Source organism: Thermococcus sp. LS2 (assembly GCF_012027375.1).
In the GTDB taxonomy this organism is placed as follows: domain Archaea; phylum Methanobacteriota_B; class Thermococci; order Thermococcales; family Thermococcaceae; genus Thermococcus_B.
In genome coordinates this window covers 254,947-273,890 of record NZ_SNUI01000003.1, presented here as the reverse complement: position 1 = coordinate 273,890, position 18,944 = coordinate 254,947, and the positions used below count along the sequence as shown (strand labels likewise).

The following is an 18,944-nucleotide window of genomic DNA, read 5'->3' as shown; positions in this document are numbered from 1 at the left end:
GTGTTGATATGGGAGAGAAGCATGACTATTACGATTATGAGAAGCTCTTGGAGAAAGCTTATGATGAATTACCGGAGAATGTTAAGCAGCATACGTCAAGATTTGAAGTACCAGTTGCCATAGTTACAATTGAGGGTAACAAGACGATCATAGAGAACTTTAGGGACATAGCCGAGGCTATGAACAGGGATCCAAATCACTTGCTTAAGTTCATTTTGAGAGAAGTTGCTACCGCTGGAACTCTCGAAGGAAGAAGAGTTGTTCTTCAGGGTAGATTCACTCCATACCTCATAGCAAATAAGATGAAGAAGTACCTCAAGGAATACGTCATCTGTCCAGTGTGTGGTTCACCAGATACAAAGATTATCAAAAAGGGTAGGTTCCACTACCTCAAGTGTGAAGCGTGTGGTGCAGAAACACCAATTGCACACTTGTGATGTAATTCATGGAATTCTTTATCTTTCATATTTTCGCTGCTGCGCTTTTTTCTCCAACTTTGTTCACTAAGTTTACAAAATTAACTGTAAAAGCTTGAATTTTGATTGTTCAATTTTGGGCAGCTTTACTTATTGAGCTTTTATTTTGCTAGTATAAAAATCCTTTTAAACTTTACAAACTACAAACTTTAGACTAATGCTAATGGGGGATTTCTATGAGCATGAAAGAGAAGGTGAACGAACTGTATGAAAAGAAGAAGAAAATTTTACAGATGGGAGGAGAGGCTAAGATTCAAAAGCAGCACGAAAAAGGCAAACTCACTGCAAGGGAGAGGATTGAGAAACTTCTCGACCCGGGGAGTTTTGTTGAGATTGGAGCCTTCGTCAAGCACAGAAACACTGAATTCGGTCTTGACAAGATGGAATTACCAGCGGATGGTGTCATAACAGGGTACGGAACAATAGACGGTAGATTAGTTTTCGTTTACGCTCAAGACTTCACAGTGATGGGTGGTTCATTAGGAGAAATGCATGCAATGAAAATTAAACGCATTATGGAGCTTGCATTAGAAGCAGGCGCTCCAATAATTGGGCTCAACGACTCCGGTGGTGCAAGGATTCAAGAAGGTGTAGATTCACTCAAGGGATACGGTGAGATTTTCAAGATGAATACAATTTTGAGTGGTGTTGTCCCACAGATTACAGCCATCATGGGTCCTTGTGCTGGTGGTGCAGTTTACAGCCCAGCCATTGGTGACTTCATTCTCATGGTTGACAATCCCGCAACATTCATGTTCATTACCGGACCACAAGTAGTTAAGGCAGTTACTGGAGTAGAAGTCTCGCCAACACAACTCGGTGGAGCAATGGTTCACGCCCAGAAGAGCGGACAGGCACACTTAATCGGCAAAAGCGACGAGGAAGTCCTCATGCTCATCAGAAGACTATTAAGCTACCTGCCATCAAACAACATGGAAAAGCCCCCAAGAGTCAAGACAAACGACCCACCATTTAGAAAGAGCGACAAACTTTACGAAATCGTCCCAGATGATCCAAACAAGGGTTATGACGTTAGACAAGTGATTTATGAGATCGTTGATAGGGACGCAAACGGAAACCCAGACTTTCTTGAGATACAGCCCTACTTTGCTCCCAATGCTGTTGTCGGCTTTGGAAGGATGAATGGGCAGACAGTTGGAATAGTAGCGAACAATCCAATCCACCTCGCTGGCGTCCTAGACATTGACAGCTCAGACAAAATAGCAAGATTCGTCAGAACTTGTGATGCATTCAACATTCCAATTGTAACACTCGTTGATGTTCCCGGTTACCTGCCAGGAGTTCAGCAAGAGTACGGAGGAATAATTAGGCACGGTGCAAAAGTTCTCTACGCTTATGCGGAAGCGACAGTCCCAATGGTCACTGTTATTTTAAGAAAAGCTTACGGTGGGGCTTACTTGGCCATGGGTTCAAAGCACTTGGGGGCTGATTTCGTCTTTGCTTGGCCGACTGCTGAGATTGCCGTCATGGGCCCAGAGGGGGCTGCAAACATAATCTTTAGAAAGGAGATTGCCAAGGCGGAGAATCCAGAGGAGTTCAGGCAACAAAAAATCAAGGAGTATAGGGACAAGTTTGCTAATCCATACGTTGCCGCAAGCAGGGGTTACATTGATGATGTGATTGACCCCGCAGAGACGAGAGGAAAAATCATAATGGCCCTTGAAGCCTTAGAGTCTAAGAGGGTTAAGTTGCCACCGAAGAAGCACGGAAACATTCCGCTGTGAGGTGTTCAACATGGTTACGATGCAAGCGTTCCTCGAGGGACTTTACATTACGATCTTAGGAGTTACAGTAGTTTTCGCCGTTTTAACTATTTTAGCTATTGCAATGTATGCAATCGGTTATTTCGAGAAGCGCTTGATTGAGAAGGAATCTCCAAAAGAAGCGCCAGTGGTTAGGGTTGAGAAAAAGGTCAAGGTTGAGGAGAAACCAAAGATTGAGCCCAGAAAGCTTGCTGTTATTACAGCGGCAATTTTGGCTTATATTGCTGAGAAGAATGCTCAGCTGAGACCCGTTCCATTTAGAAGGAAGCCTTCTGATGCTTGGCGTTTATATGGTATTCAAACTCAAATGGAGGAGGTTGAGAATTTCAATTATGAGTTAGGGAAGTGGTAGAGATGAAGGGGAAAGTCAAGGTCATCGTTGATGGTGTCACTTATGATGTTGAGGTTGAAGAACTTGGCATGGGTAAGTTCAGAGTATCATTTGAGGGGGAGAGTTATGAGGTTGAGGCTAAGGACTTGGGGATTCCATTGAGTGCACTGGAGATGCCAGTCCAGGCGCAAGTTCCTTCTGCACCTGCACCAGCTCCAACTCCTGTAACAACTCCTGTTTCGGCTCCAACGGCGCCAGCTCCTTCGCCGGCTCCGGCGGGTGAGGGTGTTGTTACTGCGCCGATGCCTGGTAAGATTTTGAGGATTCTTGTTAATGAAGGGGATCAGGTTAAGGTTGGTCAAGGGTTGTTAGTGTTAGAGGCAATGAAGATGGAGAATGAAATCCCAGCACCAAAAGATGGGGTAGTGAAAAAAATCCTCGTAAAAGAAGGCGACACAGTAGACACCGGACAACCACTAATAGAAATAGGGTGAGGAAACATGGGATTAGAACAAGCAATAATTGACTTCTTTGCACACATGGGTTTGCTTAACATTACAATAGGGCAAGTAATAATGATACTTGTGGGGCTCACGCTCGTCTATTTGGCTATAGTTAAGGAAATGGAACCCTTGCTGTTGCTTCCTATTGGTATAAGTGCTGTGCTTGTAAATCTGCCGTTTACTGGAATAGCTGATCCGCCACATGGTTTGTTATATTTAATCCACCGCTATCTCATTAGCACAGAGATAGTTCCATTGCTTATCTTCTTTGGTCTTGGCGCAATGACAGATTTTGGCCCTATGATAGCTGATCCCAAAACTGCATTACTCGGTGCAGCTGCTCAGATTGGTGTCTTCATCGCAATGCTTACGGCGGTTGCCTTGGGCTTTACTCTTCCAGAGGCGGCTTCAATTGGTATCATCGGTGGTGCTGATGGGCCTACAACAATTTATTTAACAACAAAATTAGCCCCTCATTTGCTCGGTGCAACAGCAGTTGCGGCTTACTCTTATATGAGCCTAGTTCCATTGATTCAGCCTCCAGTTATTAAGGCATTGACAACTCCAGAAGAGAGAAGGATCAGGATGGAGCAGCTGAGGCCAGTATCAAAGCGTGAAAAGATTCTCTTCCCAATTGCTTCAATGCTGATCATTGGTCTCTTAGTTCCTTCAGCAGCCCCACTAATTGGCATGCTCATGATAGGCAACCTCTTCAGAGAGAGTGGTGTCGTTGAGCGTTTAAGCAAAGCGGCAAGGGAAGAGCTTATGAACATCGTTACAATCTTCCTTGGACTTGGCGTTGGTTCAACAATGAGAGCTGAGTACTTCCTAAATGTCAAAACACTCATGATTCTTGGCTTAGGTGTCATTGCATTTGCAACAGCAACAGCCGGTGGCGTTCTCTTAGGAAAGCTCATGATGAAGCTCAGCGGAGGAAGAATAAACCCAATGATTGGTGCTGCTGGTGTTTCAGCAGTTCCTATGAGTGCAAGAGTTGTTCAAAAATTAGCAGCTGAAGAAGACCCAGGGAACTTTATATTAATGCATGCAATGGGTCCAAACGTTGCTGGTGTTATTGGAACTGCAGTGGTTGCCGGTGTCTTGCTTTCAGCTCTCGGCTGATTTTTCTTTTCTAACCATTTGGCAAATTAATTTTGATGTTTCGCCAATGAAAAGTTTAAATAGTAGGAGGGCATTTTAGTTAAGACCGGTGGTGAAAGTGAAAGTTAAAAGCATAATGACACCAGATCCCGTAGTTATTGAACTGCCAGCATCAAGGAGCTATGCTCTTGAGCTTTTTAAAAAGCACAAAGTTAGGTCTTTTCCTGTTGTCAGGAGAGGAACCAAAGAGCTAGTTGGTATTGTAAGCATTAAAAGGGTCCTTGTGAATCCTGATGAGGATCAGCTGGCAATGCTTGTGAAGAGGGATGTTCCCGTTGTTAAGCCTACTGATGACCTAAAGAAAGCCGTCCGCTTAATGCTTGAGTATGACTATAGGAGAGTAATTGTTGTTGATGATGAAGGTAAAGTTGTTGGAATTCTCACAGTTGGCGACATTATAAGGAGATATCTGGCAAAGAACGAGAAGTACAGGGAGGTTGAAATTGAGCCTTATTACCAAAGATATGTGAGTGTTGTGTGGAGAGGTACTCCGTTAAAGGCTGCTTTGAAAGCTCTGCTCTTGTGTAATGCAATGGCAATCCCGGTAATTGATGATGATGGAAACTTAATTGGAATAGTTGATGAGACAGATTTGCTTAAAGACAGTGAAGTTGTTAGAGTAATGAAGAGCTCCGCTTTAGCAGTTTCAAGCGAAGAAGAGTGGATTCTTGAAAGCAATCCAATTTTGCTCTTTGAGAAGGCTGAACTTCAGATGCCAAAGAAACCCGTTGAGGATATAATGACAAGAAATCCAATAATAGCAACTCCACACATGAGCGTCTATGATGTGGCAAACAAGATGGCCAAATACAGGATTGAACAGCTTCCAGTTATTAGAGGAGAAGGCGACCTCGTGGGATTAATCAGAGATATGGACTTAATAAAGGTCATTGTGAACAGAAAATGACTGAGATTTTTCTTTCTTTTATAGGTTTTGGAAACGTGGGCAAGGGAGTTGCGAGAGTTCTTCTTGAAAAAGCAGAACAGTTTAGGATAAAGTATGGTTTAGAGTTTAGAGTTGTTAGCATTTCTGATTCTAAAGCTACTATCTGGGATGAGAGTGGAATAGACTTGAGAGAGGCGCTAATGGTTAAGGAAACGTTTGGAAGCTTAGACAAATGGGGCAATGACTATGAGGTCTATCAAATGTCCCCAATGGAAGTTGTGAAGGAAGTTGAGAGCGACGTTGTTATTGACGTAACCAATGATGTGAACGCGTGGAAATGGCATATGGAGGCTTTCAGACATGGTAGGCATGTTGTAACTTCAAACAAACCTCCCTTAGTTTTTCATTTCATGGAGCTCACCCAAGAGGCTTACATGAGAGGAGTGAATTACAGATTTGAGGCAACTGTGATGGCTGGAACGCCAATAATAACCCTTTTGCAGGAAAGCCTCTTAGGAGATGAAATTTTGAGCATTCAGGGAGTTTTAAATGGTACAACAACTTTTATTTTGAGCCAGATGGAGAGAGGACTTAGCTTTGAAGATGCATTGAAGAAGGCTCAAGAGCTTGGAATAGCTGAGAGGGACCCAAGCACGGACATTAATGGTATAGATGCTGCTTATAAAGCTGCAATTCTCCATAACGTTGCTTTCTATCCAATAAGCTTTGAGAAGTTGAAAATTAAGGGCATTGCTGAAATATCAATGGAAGATATAGAGAGAGCTAAGAGAGAAGGTAAGGTCATAAGATTGGTTGCTGAAGTTAGAAAAGGTAAAGTCTCAGTTGAGCCGAAAGCCCTTCCGAAGGATTCACCGTTAGCTGTTTATGGAACACAAAATGTCGCAGTCATTGAAACGGACTTGTTGGGAGAGCTTGTAATTAAAGGCGCTGGCGCGGGAGTTAAGGAGACTGCTTCAGCTGTTGTGAGTGATGTCATCAAAGCCGTGAGGAGAGAATAACCAAATCTTTATATTTCCATAGTTGAGCTTTTCTTCGGTGAGAGCATGGAGCATGTGATTGCACTCCATCAAGTGTATGGCGAGCTCATATTTAGAGGGTTAAAGTCTCATGAAATTAGACGCTCACGCGTGTTTAATGAGGGGGATATTGTCTTCCTTTACATAGCGAGAGGAAATTTATTCACCCTTAAGAGAACACTTGAGAAACTCGGCTTAACTGAGGAACAGCTGTTGACTAAGAGGGGAACAATTGCGGGCGGCTTTGAGGTGGGGGAAGTCATAAAAGCTGATTTTGAAACCCTTTGGGAGCTCACAAAAGATACAAGCGGCTTAACCTTCGTTCACGGAGAAGAAAGGGGTAAGCAGTGGCTCAAAGAATATATCAAAAATTACGGCTACGCCTTTACTATCGAAAAGCCTTTCCTCTTCAAGGAGCCTATAAGCAGAGAAGAAATGAAGGAAAAGTACGGTGTTTTCGTGGAGGGTATTATCCACCTCTCAAGCAGGACGAGGCAACCTTGGGTTAAAGCTCTGCTTGAGGACTTAATGAGCAGGGAAGCGGTGTTCATTTAGCGTCTTCGTTCTCAAGTTCTTCGGGCTCAATTACTACATAAGGCCCCGTGCTGAGCTTTTTAATTTCTTCCTTTGTCAAAAGCCTACTCTTGACTTTTTCACCTATCAAAGCGCTGTTTCCAAAGGGATCCATGATCTTAACCGTTAGAGGTTTTCTGCCTTCCTTGACATCTTCAATATAGTCTAAGAGCTCATCAATCTTCTTTACTGCTTCCTTGTCGTTTTCCTGTTCTTTGAAGTTCCTTGCCATTAAGAGTGTTTCTCTAACTCTCTCTAAAACTCCTTCAACGTTGCTCACGAATCCTTGACTCGCTGGGCCGGGTTCAATCTTTATGCCGAGTTCTTCCAGTTCAATTGTCCCACTCTTGCTCCTCACGACTCTTGTAAACAAGTCCTTCTCTTCTTCTACTTTTACAGTATACAGCTTTGGTTCTTTTTCCTCTAATATCATCACATCTGCACTTCTGTAACCGCATTTTTCGCAGATAATCGTTGATTCCATGACTTTGCCAAAATAAGGGATGTCGTGAATGTATTGGAGGGCCTTAAGCGTGTTTTTGCCGCCACAGATTGGGCAGTCTCCTAATCTAATCTCTTGAATGTTAGGTTTTTCTTCACTCATGAGCGTCACCAATAGAAGAGCCAAAAAATGAGTTTATAAAGTCATGGTAGGAAAGGAAAGAAGAATCAGCCTTTGTATATCTTGATGTCTGGTGGAGTCACTATAAGCTTAATTTCATATTTTGAAATCTTTGCGAGGTCTCCCCCAAGAGCGTTGACCATGCCCTTTAGCTGTTCAGCCATTTTTGCTAAAACTTCTTGTTTTGATTCAAGTGGGGTGAAATCCGCAATAACGATATTTCCTTGCTGTAACTCCTCTGAAATTTTTCCTAAATCAGTGTAACTGGTAACGACGATCTTTTTGATGTATCTTATTTCAGGCTTTACAAGCTCTTTTGTGAGCTCATCTTCCTCTAGAGGAATGACATCGATGTCAGCTCTGGGGGTTGGACTTACCTCTTTCTTTATAGACTTGAGCGGTTTCTTTTTCGATTCATCTTTAATAATTTTGTCAAACAGTCCCATTATTTTTCCCTCCATGAAATCTAGACTGAATTTATTTTTGTGCATTGGTGTTTATATTTCTTGTGGAAGGACGACAAGGGGCTTTGCCCCTTATCTCCCTTTACCCTCAATCCCCATCTCTCTCTATTGGGGAAACTACGTTTCCCTCACCCTTCCTTTCCTCTCAACTACTGGGGGAGCTATGCTCCCCTCACCCCTCATATTTTTAAAATTAATTTCCGAAAATCTTTTCGATTTTTTCCAGTTCTCTTTTCTGAATCAACCTCAGCAGAGCAGAGTAGTAAGCAATTTCAAGAGCATTCTCTTCTATGTTTTGTTCTATGAGAGCATCGAGCCTGTGGATTATTTCTTCTTCAGCTTTCTTTAGGGCTTCCTCAGAATAGCCGGCAAATTTGAGTCCCATCACGATGGCGAGAACTTCCGGTGGAATGGTTTGAGATTTTGGTTTCTTCGTCTCTATCTTCTTCCCGCTGATCTCCGCGAGGAACTGCCTGAACTCCTCAAGCTCCGGCTCGATGTCGATGCCTGCTTGTTTGAGAATAACAAAGGGATCGTCTGCAGCACCAGATATTGCCTTGGATGTCGCTTTGAGATGTTTTAGACTTTCTACGGATGGGATCATCTTGTCCAATATCTTTGCAGACTTGTTGATCGACTGTATGATTACTTTCCGGTTTTTCTTTGTTTATTGGGGGTGTTTCTGCTTTGCTCTAAGTGGTAGATCAGCAAATCTGCGAATTCTTCCAGGTTCTTCTTCAACTCTTCCCAACCCTTCTCATCATCGGCCCACTCCAATAGTGCCTCGCCGATGGCATCTCCAAGGAGCGGTGAGCTTGTGCCGGCGTGTGGACAAGTGTTAGCGCCAGTTTGTATGATCCGTCAGGGCTTGCGCGGGCGAGAATCTTGAGAAGTCCATTTGCAGGGTTCGTATATACGCTCGATATGTAGTCAATGTTTTCCTTCGGAAGCCCATATTTCCTCGCAAACTCTTCCAGTATTTCATCCCAGGTTTTCTCCTGTGGCTTTTTCTCCTCTTTCTTCCTTTTCCAGAAGGGCATCACACCACTTATAAATCTTACACCTTCACTCCAATAAGCCTTTCCCTACTCCCAGACAATCCTCATATCTGTGGGTGTGTAAATTTCCTTTATTCTGAGCTCCTTCATATAAGCTCTCTATGGGGAGGAGGGGCGTTAGCCCCCGATGGACAAGAAGATAGGAAGGGCGTGGGAAACGTAGTTTCTCGAACTTTGGGAAAGTTTGATCAAATTGTTAAAGTTACTTAATTTGGTAAGGATTAAGTTTGTACGTCTTCTATTTGCTTGTGGAGTATTATGAGCTTAATTTAAATCCACAGGTCGGTTTTGGTTTGTGTTCCTTATTCTTTTGCGCTCGAAGAGCGCTGTTTTGAGTCGAACACTCTGCGAGTTTGTGATGTTTTGGCATAAGCTCTCTCTGTACATCTTAGTGAGCCTTTGACGTAGGAATTTTGATCAAACTTTGCGAAGGCAAAGTTTGCTTTGCAAAAATTTTTCACACTTCAAAGACAGAAAAAGGGTGGAAGGGTTCGAAAGCCTTTTAAATACTTTCCTTTTACTCCATCACAGCTTCCCTATGTGTATAAGTGAAGGATGAGCAAAAATGACCTTACACATCTTCATTCCAGATTCACTCCTTGAAGAAACAACTGACCCTAAAATACGAACCTACAAGGTTGGACAGATAGCAAGGGCAGCTGCAATATTCGGTGTTGAGCACATATGGATTTACAAAGCCGGCGGCAAGGATGGAAAGTTCATAAAACTAATCCTTGAATACGCAGAAACTCCCCAATATCTCCGCAAAGCACTGTTCCCAATAATGAAGGAGCTCAAATACGTTGGTGTGATCCCTCCCTTAAGAACCCCTCATCATAAGCTCAAGGGGAAACCCAAGGTGGGGGAAATTCGGGAGGGTGTAATCATTAAAAAGGGAAAGCGGCTTTACGCGGACATTGGCCTTGATGAGCTCGCTCTCGTTGAAGGCTCTGGAGAAGGGCGAATGACGTTCAAAATAGTCTCAGTAAAGCCTTTGAAAGTGATTCCAGTAAAACCCGTTGAATACTGGGGATACAGGGTTCATCTCACGAACAAAACATTGGCAAAAACACTTAAAAAGGCAAAGCTCAACCTTGCAATCGCGACCTCACGTAAAGGTGAGGATGTAAGAAAAGTTAAGCTCCCTCCGCTGGAGGGGGAAATTGGATTCGTGTTCGGGTCGCCGAGAAAGGGCGTGATGGAGATCCTGAGAGACTTCAATGAGGATTATCCCTTTGATTTAATCCTCAATACCATTCCAAATCAAAAGACGAAAACCGTTAGAACCGAAGAAGCCGTGTTGGCGACTTTGGCCGTGTTTAATTTCATAAGGAGGGATTGATATGGGTAAGATTAGCAAGCCAAGAAGAGGTTCATTGGCATATTCCCCAAGAAAAAGGGCTAAGAGCATAGTCCCTAGAATTAGAAAGTGGCCTCAAGAGGAAGAAGTAAGGTTGCTAGGATTTGCTGGCTACAAGGCAGGAATGACTCACATACTCATGATTGACGACAGACCAGGACTTACAAAGGGCAAAGAGATATTCATGCCAGTTACAATAGTCGAAACTCCACCAATGGTCGTCTTTGGAATCAGAGCATACAAGCAGGGCTACCTTGGATTGGAGACAGCAACAGAGGTCTGGATTCCAAATCTCAACCCAGACTTAAAGAGAAGGATCAAGACACTTCCAAAGAACTACAGTGAAGATGCATTCCAGCAGAAGCTTGGTGAGCTTGAAGACCTCGTTAAAAGCGGTGAAATCGTCGAAGTTAGGGCTTTGGTTCACACTCAGCCAAGGCTCATCAAGCTCAAGAAGAAGCCAGAAGTCATGGAGTACGCTGTTGGTGGAAAGAGCGTGGAAGAGAAGTTTGCTTATCTCAAAGAAAAGCTTGGAAAAGAAATCAGGGTAAAGGAAGTTCTTAAGGAAGGTGAACTCCTCGATGTTATAGCTGTCACAAAGGGTAAGGGAACCCAAGGTCCAGTTAAGAGATGGGGTATTAAGATCCAGTTCCACAAGGCTCAGAGAGCTGGAAAGGGAAGACACGTTGGTAACTTAGGTCCATGGCACCCAGCAAGAGTTATGTGGACAGTTCCACAAGCTGGTCAGATGGGCTTCCACCACAGGACAGAGTTCAACAAGAGGTTGATCGCTATTGGTGAGAACGGAGTTCTTGAGCTTGATGGAAACAAGATTGAGATTACACCAAAGGGCGGCTTCCCACACTATGGAATCGTTAGGAGTGACTTCCTCATGATTGCAGGTTCAATCCCCGGTGCAATTAAGAGAATCATTAGAGTTAGACCAGCAATCAGACCACCAGCTAAGAAGCCACCTGTTGAGAGACCACAGATTACATACGTTAGTAGGGAATCAAAGCAATGAGGTGAGTTAGATGAAGGTTAAGGTATTTTCACTCAACGGCGAGCCAATTGAGGAGATTGAGTTACCTAAGGTATTTGAGACCCCATTTAGACCAGATTTGATTAGGAGAGCGGTCATTGCTTCATGGACACACAGAATTCAGCCTCAAGGTAGAGACCCAATGGCTGGTAAGAGAAGGGTCACAGAGAACATTGGTAAGGGTCATGGAATGGCAAGAGTTGAGCGCATTAAGACTCCTCCAAGGTTTGCTGCATTCGTCCCATTTGCAAGAGGCGGTAGAAGAGCTCACCCACCAAAGGTCGAGAAGATAATCTGGGAAGACATCAACAAGAAAGAGAAGAAGCTCGCTCTCATGAGTGCAATTGCAGCAACAGCCAACTATGATTTAGTTAGAGCAAGAGGTCACATAATTGACAACGTTCCGCAGATTCCGCTCATCGTTGAGGATGAGCTCGAGAAGATAGGCAAGACAAGGGAGACAAGGGAGATATTCAAGAAGCTTGGCATTTGGGACGACATTGAGAGAGCTAAGAAGAACACAAAGGTTAGAGCTGGAAAAGGTAAGATGAGAGGAAGGAGATACAAGAAGGCTAAGGGTCCACTCATCGTCGTTGCAAAGAACGAAGGAATACTCTTGGGCGCAAGGAACCACCCAGGTGTTGATGTTGTATTAGTCGACAACCTTGGAGTTGAGATGCTTGCTCCAGGTACACACCCCGGAAGATTAACCGTGTGGACAAAGGGTGCAATTGAGAGATTGAGGGAGATTTACGGGTGATGAAAGATGGATCCGTACAAGGTTATTATCAGACCTGTCGTTACAGAAAAGGCAGTTTCGTTGATTGAGAAAGAGAACAAGCTCACATTCATTGTTGACAGAAGAGCCACTAAGCAAGATATCAAGAGAGCTGTGGAGGAAATCTACAAGGTTAAAGTTGAAAAGGTCAACACACTTATTACAATGAAAGGCGAGAAAAAGGCATACGTTAAGCTCAAGCCTGAGTACAACGCAAGTGAAATTGCTGCTAGAATAGGATTGTTCTGAGGTGGGTGAGAATGGGTAAGAGTTTGATTCAACAGAGGAGAGGTAAAGGAAGCACAACTTTCAGAGCTCCATCTCACAGGTATAGGGGAGCTGTGAGATACGTTCCCCTTAACTTGACAAAGGAGAAGACACTCGTTGGTAAGGTCGTTGAAATCCTCCACGACCCTGGAAGAACGGCACCAGTTGCAAGAGTTAAGTTTGAGAACGGTCTTGAAAAGCTCATCATAGCTCCAGAAGGGCTTCTTGTTGGAGATGAAATAGCCATTGGACCAAACGCACCAATCAAGATAGGCAACACACTTCCACTAGCAATGATTCCTGAGGGAACTTACGTTTATGACATTGAGGGAGTCCCAGGAGATGGAGGAAAGTTCGTAAGAGCTGGCGGTAGCTATGCACTGATTGTTTCAAGAGAAAAAGACAAGGTCATTGTTCAACTGCCGAGCGGTGAGCTTAAAGCCTTCAACCCAATGTGCAGAGCAACAATTGGTGTTGTCGCTGGCGGTGGAAGGTTGGAGAAGCCACTTGTCAAAGCAGGTAAAGCTTATTACGTCATGAAAGCAAGGAACAGGTTCTGGCCGAAGCCAAGAGGTGTCAAGATGAACGCTGTGAACCACCCACACGGTGGTAAGGAGCACCACATTGGTAGACCAAGTACAGTTTCAAGGAGAGCTCCACCTGGAAGAAAGGTTGGTCATATCGCTGCGAGAAGAACAGGTAGGAGAAAGTGAGGTGATTTGAATGGCAAGAAAAGAGTTTAGATATCGCGGTTACACCCTTGAAGAGCTCTTAAACATGCCTCTCGATAAGGTAGCTGAGCTTTTCCCTGCAAGACAGAGGAGGAGCTTAAAGAGAGGCTTTAGTCCAGAGCAGAAAAAGCTCTTAAGAAAGATTAGATTGGCTAAGAAGGGTAAATACAAGAAGCCGATCAGAACACACTGCAGAGACATGGTTATCCTTCCAGAGATGGTTGGAATAACAATCTACGTCCACAACGGAAAAGAGTTCGTACCCGTTGAAATAAAGCCAGAGATGATAGGACACTACTTAGGTGAGTTTGCATTAACAAGAAAGAGAGTCCAGCACGGTTCACCTGGTGTTGGTGCAACAAGATCATCAATGTTCGTTGCAATCAAGTGAGGTGGTATGAATGCCTAGAGGAAGATTTGGCTACTCTTTCCAAAATTTTGATCCAGAGAGGATGGCAAGGGCTAGTGGGAGAGATTTGAGAATCTCACCAAAGTTCTCAGTTGAAATCTGCAGAGAGATTAGGGGAATGATGCTCAACGATGCAATAAAATTCCTTGATGATGTAATTGCAATGAGGAGACCAGTTCCATTGAGAAGATTCAACGACTCACAGGGACACAAGAGAGGAAAGGGCTTCGGTCCAGGTAGATATCCAGTCAAGGTTGCAAAGGCAATCAAGAAAGTTCTCTTGAATGCAAAGAACAACGCAGAGCAGAAGGGCTTAGACCCAGACAAGCTTAAGATCATCCATGCAGCAGCTCACAGGGGACCAGTGCTTAGAGGATACATCCCAAGAGCTTTTGGAAGAGCTACACCATTCAATGAAGAAACAACACACATTGAGATAGTTGTTGAGGAGATTAGGAGGTGAGCTCATGGCTATTGAGAGATACTTCATTAGAGAAGCAGTTAGAGAAATGCTCATCGACGAATACCTTGAGAAGGAATTAAGGAGAGCTGGTTATGGCGGTTTAGATATCAAAAAGACACCTCTTGGAACAAAGGTCATAATCTTTGCAGCAAATCCAGGTTACGTTATAGGTAGAGGTGGAAGAAGAATCAGAGAGCTCACAAGAGTTCTTGAGAGACAGTTTGGTCTCGAGAACCCACAGATTGAAGTTGAGGAAATTAAGAACCCCTATCTAAACGCAAAGGTTCAGGCCGTTAGGCTTGCTCAAGCTTTAGAGAGGGGAGTTCACTTCAGAAGGGCAGCTTATGCGGCAATTAGAGCAATCATGAGAAACGGTGCAAGAGGTGTCGAGATTAGGCTCAGCGGAAAGCTTACAGGTGAGAGAGCAAAGAGCGTTAGATTCTACCAAGGCTACCTCGCAAAGGTCGGAAATCCAGCAGAGACACTCGTTAGCAAGGGATACGCCCAAGCTTTGCTCAAGCTTGGTGTTATCGGTGTTAAAGTTGCAATAATGCCACCAGAGGCAAAGCTTCCAGATGAGATTGAAATTATCGAGAAGCCAATTGAGGAAGAGGTGAGCGAACAATGAAGCCTAGCGAAATTAGAGAGATGAGCTTGGAAGAGATTGAGCAGAAGATTAGAGAGCTCAGAATGGAGTTGGCTAAGGAGAGAGGAATGCTCACAATGGGAACATCTTTAGAGAACCCGATGGTTATTAGGAACCTCAGACGGGATATAGCCCGTTTGTTAACAATTAAGAGGGAGAAGTTGAGAGAAAGAAGGTGATGTTTGGTGCCAAGGATCGTGAACCCTCTGGATGAGATGTTATTTAAGGAGGTATTGAAGGAGCAGCAGAGGATTAAGGTATATATTGAGCGTGCAAGGTATGGAAAGCTGAAGACCATAATTGAGGGCATAGATGAGAAGGAATTTGACCTTGAGGAGATTGCAAAAAAACTGAAGGCGAAACTAGCATGCGGAGGAACAGTAAAGAAAGGAAGGATAGAACTTCAAGGGGATCACAGAGAAAGGGTCAAGCAATTGTTGGCAGAGTATGGATTTTCAGAGGACTTAATAGAAATCGAGTGAACAAGAAAACATTAATATGGCACGAGCTAATAGGACTGAAAGTGAAAATCAAGAGAAGCTCCCATCCAGAGCTGGTTGGCATTGAAGGTTATGTAGTAGATGAGACCAAAAATACGCTCACAATCGTCGGGGAGAAAGTTTGGATAATCCCCAAGAACGTTGCTGAGTTTGAGTTTGAAGTTGGCGATAAAAAAATCGTGATTGATGGAAAGGAACTGATTGGAAGACCCGAGATGAGATTGAAAAAGAGGTGGAGAAGATGAGAGACATTGGGTTGAGAATTCAACCTCCCGCTGAAAAATGTGACGATCCCAAGTGCCCATGGCATGGGCACTTAAAAATCCACGGTAGAGTATTTGAGGGAATAGTTGTCAGCGACAAGCCAAGAAGAACTGTTACAGTTGAAAGACAGTACTACCACTACCTTAGAAAGTACGAGAGATACGAGCTCAGGAGAAGCAAAATACACGCACACAATCCGCCATGCATCAATGCAAAAGTTGGCGACAAAGTTTTGATTGCTGAGACAAGGCCATTAAGCAAGACAAAGCACTTTGTCGTCGTTGCAGTTTTGCAGAAAGCTGGTGAGAGGTGATTGCGATGGCAAAGAGGGGAAAGAAGGGTGCTGGTGCAACCAGAGGTGTTTCACCTGTAAGGCCTACAAGGGCTTTACCAATTGGTGCTTACCTTAAGGTTGCCGACAACAGCGGTGCAAAGGTCATCCAGATTATTGGTGTCGTTGAGTACCACGGCGTTAGAAGAAGATTAGCTTCCGCTGGAGTGGGAGACATGGTAGTTGCAACAGTTAAGAAAGGAAGACCAGACATGAGACACCAAGTCGTTAGAGCAGTCATTGTTAGACAGAGAAAGGAATACAGAAGATTGGATGGCATGAGGGTTAAGTTCGAGGACAATGCTGCTGTCATTACAACGGAAGATGGAGTTCCAAGGGGAACTGAAATCAGAGGTCCAATTGCAAGAGAGGCGGCTGAGAAGTGGGTTAGATTAGGTGGTATTGCGAGCATAGTATTGTGAGGTGAGATAAATGGAGCTTAAGAGTAAGCAACCAAGGAAGCAGAGGAAGTTTTTATATAACGCTCCTCTCCACTTGAGGCACAAGATAATGAGCGCTACACTTTCACCAGAGCTTAGGAAGAAATACGGCGTAAGGAACTTGCCAATAAGGACTGGTGATAAGGTTAGAATTATGCGCGGAGATTACAAGGGTGTCGAGGGCAAAGTAGTTGAAGTTGACCTCAGGAGATACAGGATTTACGTTGAGGGAGTTACACTTAAGAAGGTCAACGGAACCGAAGTGTTCTACCCAATACACCCCTCAAACGTTATGATTGTTGAGCTTAACCTTGACGATGAGAGAAGGAAGAAGATAATTGAGAGGAGGGCTTGAATATGGCAAGAAAAGGTGCTAAGAGGCATTTAAAGAGACTTGCTGCTCCAACTCAATGGTATATTGAGAGAAAAGCCTACAAGTGGGCTGTGAGACCAAGGCCAGGACCGCACAACATGAGGACATCAATTCCGCTCCTCTACATCGTTAGAGACTATCTTGGCTATGCAAAGACGGCAAGAGAGGCAAGAAAGATACTCAACGAAGGCAAAATCCTTGTAGATGGGAAGGCAAGAAAGGACTACAAGTTCCCCGTTGGGATTATGGATGTTGTCTCAATCCCAGAGACTGGTGAGCACTACAGGGTTTTACCAAACAGAATTGGTAAGCTCATCCTTCACCCAATAAGCGAGGAAGAGGCTAAGATAAAGCCGCTCAGGATTAACAACAAGAGAATGGTTAAGGGTGGAAACCTACAGCTCAACTTCCATGATGGAACCAACTATCTCGTAAAGCTCAGCTCACTCACCGATGAAGTCAAAGATCGCTTCAAGACATCATACACAGTCCTCATGAAGATGCCGGAGAGAGAAATCGTTGAGATACTTCCATTTGAAATCGGTGCATATGTCTTCGTTACACAGGGTAAGAACGTTGCAAGAATAGGTAAGATAGTTGAGGTCAGACACTTCCCAGCAGGCTGGCCAGATGTCGTTACAATTGAAGACCAAGAAGGCGAGCTCTTCGACACACTCAAAGAGTATGCCTTCGTTATTGGAAAGGACAAGCCAGAGATTTCACTGCCATGAGGTGAATTGAAATGATAGCAAATAGAGAGCAAATTTTAGCTGATTGGGAAGCTCATCCGATGAGAAGACCAAGGGTAGCCAAGGTTACAATTAACATTGGTGTTGGTGAGAGTGGAGAAAGGTTAACAAAAGCAGAGACAATGCTTCAACAACTTGTTGGGCAGAAGCCAATTAGGAGAAGGGCAAAGAAGACAAACAGAGACTTTGGAATTAGAAGAGGAGAGCCAATTGCTGTAAAAGTCACACTTAGAGGAAAAAAAGCCTACGAGATTCTTAAGAGACTTCTGGTAGCAGTTGATAACAAGCTCAAAGCTTCAAACTTTGACGAACACGGAAACGTCTGCTTTGGAATTGAGGAACACATAAACATCCCGGGTGTTGAGTACGACCCAGAGATCGGTATCTTCGGTATGGACGTCTGTGTCACACTCGAGAGACCAGGATTTAGAATTGCAAGGAGAAGAAGAAAGAGGACAAAGATACCCACAAGACACAAGCTCACAAAGGAAGAGGGTATAGTTTTCATGCAAGAGGAGTTTGGCGTTGAGATTGTGGAGGGATGAATATGGCCAAGGCAGATTACAATAAAAGAAAGCCGAGAAAGTTTGGTAAAGGTGCGAGAAGGTGCATTCGCTGCGGACAATATGGGCCAATCATCAGAATCCATGGACTTATGTTGTGCAGACACTGCTTTAGAGAGATAGCTCCAAAGTTAGGATTTAGGAAATACGAGTGAGGTGAGAGAAGATGACTTTACTTGACCCATTGGCAAATGCCCTATCACATATTACAAACAGTGAGAAGGTTGGGAAGAAGGAGGTTTACATAAAGCCAGCCTCAAAGCTCATTGGAGAAGTTTTGAGAGTTATGCAGGAGAACGGCTACATCGGTGAATTCGAATTCATTGACGACGGAAGGGCTGGAATTTACAGGGTTCAGCTAATAGGTAAAATAAACAAAGCCGGAGCAATAAAGCCAAGATTCCCCGTCAAAGCTAGGGACTACGAGTACTGGGAAAAGAGGTTCCTCCCAGCATTCGAGTTTGGAATATTGATAGTCTCAACATCACAGGGTGTAATGACACACAAAGAGGCAAGAGATAAGGGAATTGGCGGAAGGTTGATAGCTTACGTCTACTGAGGTGAGAGAGATGCCAATTGATGCGTGGGTAAGGGAAGAGATTGAAATCCCAGAGGGAGTTGAAGTCACAGTTGAGAATAACGTTGTCAAAGTAAAGGGGCCAAAGGGAGAGATTGAGAGAGAGCTGAAGTATCCTGGAGTTAAGATATTCACAGAAGACGGTAAGGTTGTGATATACAAGGACTTTCCAAGGAGAAAGGACATAGCAATTGCAAGAACCTTCAAAGCTCACATAAACAACATGATAAAGGGTGTAACAGAGGGCTTTACATACAAGCTTAAGGTTGTTTACAGCCACTTCCCAGTTACTGTTAAGGTTCAAGGGGACAAAGTTATCATTGAGAACTTCCTCGGTGAAAAAGCTCCAAGAATTGCTCAGATCTTGCCGGGAGTGAAAGTCAAGGTCATGGGACAGGAAATCATTGTTGAAGGAATTGACAAAGAAAAAGTTGGACAAACAGCTGCAAACATTGAGCAGGCAACAAGAATCACAAAATGGGATAGAAGAGTGTTCCAAGATGGAATTTACATTGTTGAGAAGGCTGGCAAGCCTATAAAGTTCTGAGGTGTGAGA

Annotated in this window: 31 protein-coding genes; 27 read left to right on the top strand and 4 right to left on the bottom strand. The window is 43.9% G+C overall.

Translation table 11 applies throughout. The features are described 5' to 3' along the window. Nucleotides 1-8 precede the first annotated feature (8 nt). The 8 genes from E3E24_RS06270 to E3E24_RS06235 all read left to right on the top strand — a co-directional run bounded on the left by E3E24_RS06270 (nucleotide 9) and on the right by E3E24_RS06235 (nucleotide 6,733). Nucleotides 9-437, top strand: a complete 429-nt coding sequence (locus E3E24_RS06270) for a translation initiation factor IF-2 subunit beta (protein ID WP_167885245.1) — start codon at nucleotides 9-11, stop codon at nucleotides 435-437. A 215-nt stretch (nucleotides 438-652) separates the two neighbouring features. After that, nucleotides 653-2,221, top strand: coding sequence for a methylmalonyl-CoA decarboxylase subunit alpha (gene mmdA, locus E3E24_RS06265; protein ID WP_167885246.1), 1,569 nt, complete (start codon nucleotides 653-655; stop codon nucleotides 2,219-2,221). A gap of 10 nt (nucleotides 2,222-2,231) precedes the next feature. Beyond that, the gene (locus tag E3E24_RS06260) at nucleotides 2,232-2,612 is read left to right on the top strand and encodes an OadG family protein (RefSeq protein ID WP_167885247.1); all 381 of its coding nucleotides are present in this window, start codon (nucleotides 2,232-2,234) and stop codon (nucleotides 2,610-2,612) included. Nucleotides 2,613-2,614: 2 nt separating this feature from the next. After that, nucleotides 2,615-3,085, top strand: a complete 471-nt coding sequence (locus tag E3E24_RS06255; RefSeq protein ID WP_167885248.1) for an acetyl-CoA carboxylase biotin carboxyl carrier protein subunit — start codon at nucleotides 2,615-2,617, stop codon at nucleotides 3,083-3,085. 6 nt (nucleotides 3,086-3,091) lie between these two features. Continuing rightward, complete coding sequence (locus tag E3E24_RS06250; RefSeq protein WP_167885249.1) at nucleotides 3,092-4,216, top strand: sodium ion-translocating decarboxylase subunit beta; 1,125 nt, start codon at nucleotides 3,092-3,094, stop codon at nucleotides 4,214-4,216. A 97-nt stretch (nucleotides 4,217-4,313) separates the two neighbouring features. Then, entirely contained in the window at nucleotides 4,314-5,162 is an 849-nt protein-coding gene (locus E3E24_RS06245; RefSeq protein WP_167885547.1) for a CBS domain-containing protein, read from the top strand. Beyond that, nucleotides 5,159-6,160: a homoserine dehydrogenase gene (locus E3E24_RS06240; RefSeq protein ID WP_167885250.1), complete on the top strand. Its 1,002-nt coding sequence runs from the start codon at nucleotides 5,159-5,161 to the stop codon at nucleotides 6,158-6,160. Before E3E24_RS06245 ends, E3E24_RS06240 begins: the two co-directional genes overlap by 4 nt. A gap of 45 nt (nucleotides 6,161-6,205) precedes the next feature. Continuing rightward, nucleotides 6,206-6,733, top strand: a complete 528-nt coding sequence (locus tag E3E24_RS06235; protein WP_167885251.1) for an ASCH domain-containing protein — start codon at nucleotides 6,206-6,208, stop codon at nucleotides 6,731-6,733. Here the strand turns inward: E3E24_RS06235 and E3E24_RS06230 are convergent. The 4 genes from E3E24_RS06230 to E3E24_RS06215 form a co-directional block, all read right to left on the bottom strand. Beyond that, on the bottom strand, nucleotides 6,726-7,355 hold the full coding sequence (locus E3E24_RS06230; RefSeq protein WP_167885252.1) for a ZPR1 zinc finger domain-containing protein: 630 nt from the start codon (nucleotides 7,353-7,355) through the stop codon (nucleotides 6,726-6,728). The two genes, E3E24_RS06235 and E3E24_RS06230, sit on opposite strands and share 8 nt — an antisense overlap. A gap of 65 nt (nucleotides 7,356-7,420) precedes the next feature. Then, a complete protein-coding gene (locus E3E24_RS06225; protein ID WP_167885253.1) occupies nucleotides 7,421-7,819 on the bottom strand; it encodes a cell division protein SepF in 399 nt (132 codons plus the stop codon). Between the two features lie 211 nt (nucleotides 7,820-8,030). Continuing rightward, nucleotides 8,031-8,450 carry a hypothetical protein gene (locus tag E3E24_RS06220; RefSeq protein ID WP_167885254.1) on the bottom strand — a complete coding sequence of 140 codons (420 nt, stop codon included), beginning with the start codon at nucleotides 8,448-8,450 and terminating at the stop codon, nucleotides 8,031-8,033. Between the two features lie 124 nt (nucleotides 8,451-8,574). Then, a complete protein-coding gene (locus tag E3E24_RS06215) occupies nucleotides 8,575-8,877 on the bottom strand; it encodes a hypothetical protein (protein ID WP_167885255.1) in 303 nt (100 codons plus the stop codon). Nucleotides 8,878-9,460: 583 nt separating this feature from the next. Here E3E24_RS06215 and E3E24_RS06210 point away from each other — a divergent pair. Genes E3E24_RS06210 through E3E24_RS06120 form a run of 19 tightly spaced genes read left to right on the top strand, consistent with a single transcriptional unit; the run spans nucleotide 9,461 to nucleotide 18,935 of the window. After that, nucleotides 9,461-10,237, top strand: coding sequence for a putative RNA uridine N3 methyltransferase (locus E3E24_RS06210; protein ID WP_167885256.1), 777 nt, complete (start codon nucleotides 9,461-9,463; stop codon nucleotides 10,235-10,237). Between the two features lies 1 nt (nucleotide 10,238). After that, nucleotides 10,239-11,279, top strand: a complete 1,041-nt coding sequence (locus E3E24_RS06205; RefSeq protein WP_167885257.1) for a 50S ribosomal protein L3 — start codon at nucleotides 10,239-10,241, stop codon at nucleotides 11,277-11,279. Between the two features lie 10 nt (nucleotides 11,280-11,289). After that, nucleotides 11,290-12,057 carry a 50S ribosomal protein L4 gene (rpl4p, locus tag E3E24_RS06200; protein ID WP_167885258.1) on the top strand — a complete coding sequence of 256 codons (768 nt, stop codon included), beginning with the start codon at nucleotides 11,290-11,292 and terminating at the stop codon, nucleotides 12,055-12,057. 6 nt (nucleotides 12,058-12,063) lie between these two features. Continuing rightward, on the top strand, nucleotides 12,064-12,324 hold the full coding sequence (locus tag E3E24_RS06195) for a 50S ribosomal protein L23 (protein WP_167885259.1): 261 nt from the start codon (nucleotides 12,064-12,066) through the stop codon (nucleotides 12,322-12,324). Between the two features lie 11 nt (nucleotides 12,325-12,335). Next, a complete protein-coding gene (locus tag E3E24_RS06190) occupies nucleotides 12,336-13,055 on the top strand; it encodes a 50S ribosomal protein L2 (protein ID WP_167885260.1) in 720 nt (239 codons plus the stop codon). Nucleotides 13,056-13,065: 10 nt separating this feature from the next. Beyond that, nucleotides 13,066-13,464: a 30S ribosomal protein S19 gene (gene rpsS / locus E3E24_RS06185; RefSeq protein WP_013466371.1), complete on the top strand. Its 399-nt coding sequence runs from the start codon at nucleotides 13,066-13,068 to the stop codon at nucleotides 13,462-13,464. A 10-nt stretch (nucleotides 13,465-13,474) separates the two neighbouring features. After that, nucleotides 13,475-13,945, top strand: coding sequence for a 50S ribosomal protein L22 (gene rplV, locus E3E24_RS06180; protein ID WP_167885261.1), 471 nt, complete (start codon nucleotides 13,475-13,477; stop codon nucleotides 13,943-13,945). A 4-nt stretch (nucleotides 13,946-13,949) separates the two neighbouring features. Continuing rightward, nucleotides 13,950-14,573 (top strand): 30S ribosomal protein S3, encoded by a 624-nt coding sequence (gene rpsC, locus E3E24_RS06175; RefSeq protein ID WP_167885262.1) that lies wholly within the window; start codon nucleotides 13,950-13,952, stop codon nucleotides 14,571-14,573. Next, a complete protein-coding gene (gene rpmC / locus E3E24_RS06170; RefSeq protein WP_167885263.1) occupies nucleotides 14,570-14,770 on the top strand; it encodes a 50S ribosomal protein L29 in 201 nt (66 codons plus the stop codon). The genes rpsC and rpmC overlap by 4 nt, the downstream gene beginning before the upstream one ends. A gap of 3 nt (nucleotides 14,771-14,773) precedes the next feature. Next, on the top strand, nucleotides 14,774-15,073 hold the full coding sequence (gene yciH / locus E3E24_RS06165; RefSeq protein WP_206205315.1) for a stress response translation initiation inhibitor YciH: 300 nt from the start codon (nucleotides 14,774-14,776) through the stop codon (nucleotides 15,071-15,073). Then, the gene (locus tag E3E24_RS06160) at nucleotides 14,959-15,336 is read left to right on the top strand and encodes a ribonuclease P protein component 1 (protein WP_167885265.1); all 378 of its coding nucleotides are present in this window, start codon (nucleotides 14,959-14,961) and stop codon (nucleotides 15,334-15,336) included. Before yciH ends, E3E24_RS06160 begins: the two co-directional genes overlap by 115 nt. Continuing rightward, entirely contained in the window at nucleotides 15,333-15,668 is a 336-nt protein-coding gene (locus tag E3E24_RS06155; protein ID WP_042679429.1) for a 30S ribosomal protein S17, read from the top strand. Before E3E24_RS06160 ends, E3E24_RS06155 begins: the two co-directional genes overlap by 4 nt. A 5-nt stretch (nucleotides 15,669-15,673) precedes the next feature. Further along, nucleotides 15,674-16,108 (top strand): 50S ribosomal protein L14, encoded by a 435-nt coding sequence (locus tag E3E24_RS06150; RefSeq protein WP_167885266.1) that lies wholly within the window; start codon nucleotides 15,674-15,676, stop codon nucleotides 16,106-16,108. 10 nt (nucleotides 16,109-16,118) lie between these two features. Then, the gene (rplX, locus tag E3E24_RS06145) at nucleotides 16,119-16,481 is read left to right on the top strand and encodes a 50S ribosomal protein L24 (protein ID WP_167885267.1); all 363 of its coding nucleotides are present in this window, start codon (nucleotides 16,119-16,121) and stop codon (nucleotides 16,479-16,481) included. A 2-nt stretch (nucleotides 16,482-16,483) separates the two neighbouring features. Beyond that, nucleotides 16,484-17,230, top strand: coding sequence for a 30S ribosomal protein S4e (locus E3E24_RS06140; RefSeq protein WP_167885268.1), 747 nt, complete (start codon nucleotides 16,484-16,486; stop codon nucleotides 17,228-17,230). Nucleotides 17,231-17,241: 11 nt separating this feature from the next. Then, the gene (locus tag E3E24_RS06135) at nucleotides 17,242-17,793 is read left to right on the top strand and encodes a 50S ribosomal protein L5 (RefSeq protein WP_167885269.1); all 552 of its coding nucleotides are present in this window, start codon (nucleotides 17,242-17,244) and stop codon (nucleotides 17,791-17,793) included. A gap of 2 nt (nucleotides 17,794-17,795) precedes the next feature. Further along, a complete protein-coding gene (locus E3E24_RS06130; protein ID WP_167885270.1) occupies nucleotides 17,796-17,966 on the top strand; it encodes a 30S ribosomal protein S14 in 171 nt (56 codons plus the stop codon). An 11-nt stretch (nucleotides 17,967-17,977) separates the two neighbouring features. Further along, on the top strand, nucleotides 17,978-18,370 hold the full coding sequence (locus E3E24_RS06125) for a 30S ribosomal protein S8 (protein WP_167885271.1): 393 nt from the start codon (nucleotides 17,978-17,980) through the stop codon (nucleotides 18,368-18,370). A 10-nt stretch (nucleotides 18,371-18,380) separates the two neighbouring features. Further along, a complete protein-coding gene (locus E3E24_RS06120; protein WP_167885272.1) occupies nucleotides 18,381-18,935 on the top strand; it encodes a 50S ribosomal protein L6 in 555 nt (184 codons plus the stop codon). Nucleotides 18,936-18,944 lie beyond the last annotated feature (9 nt).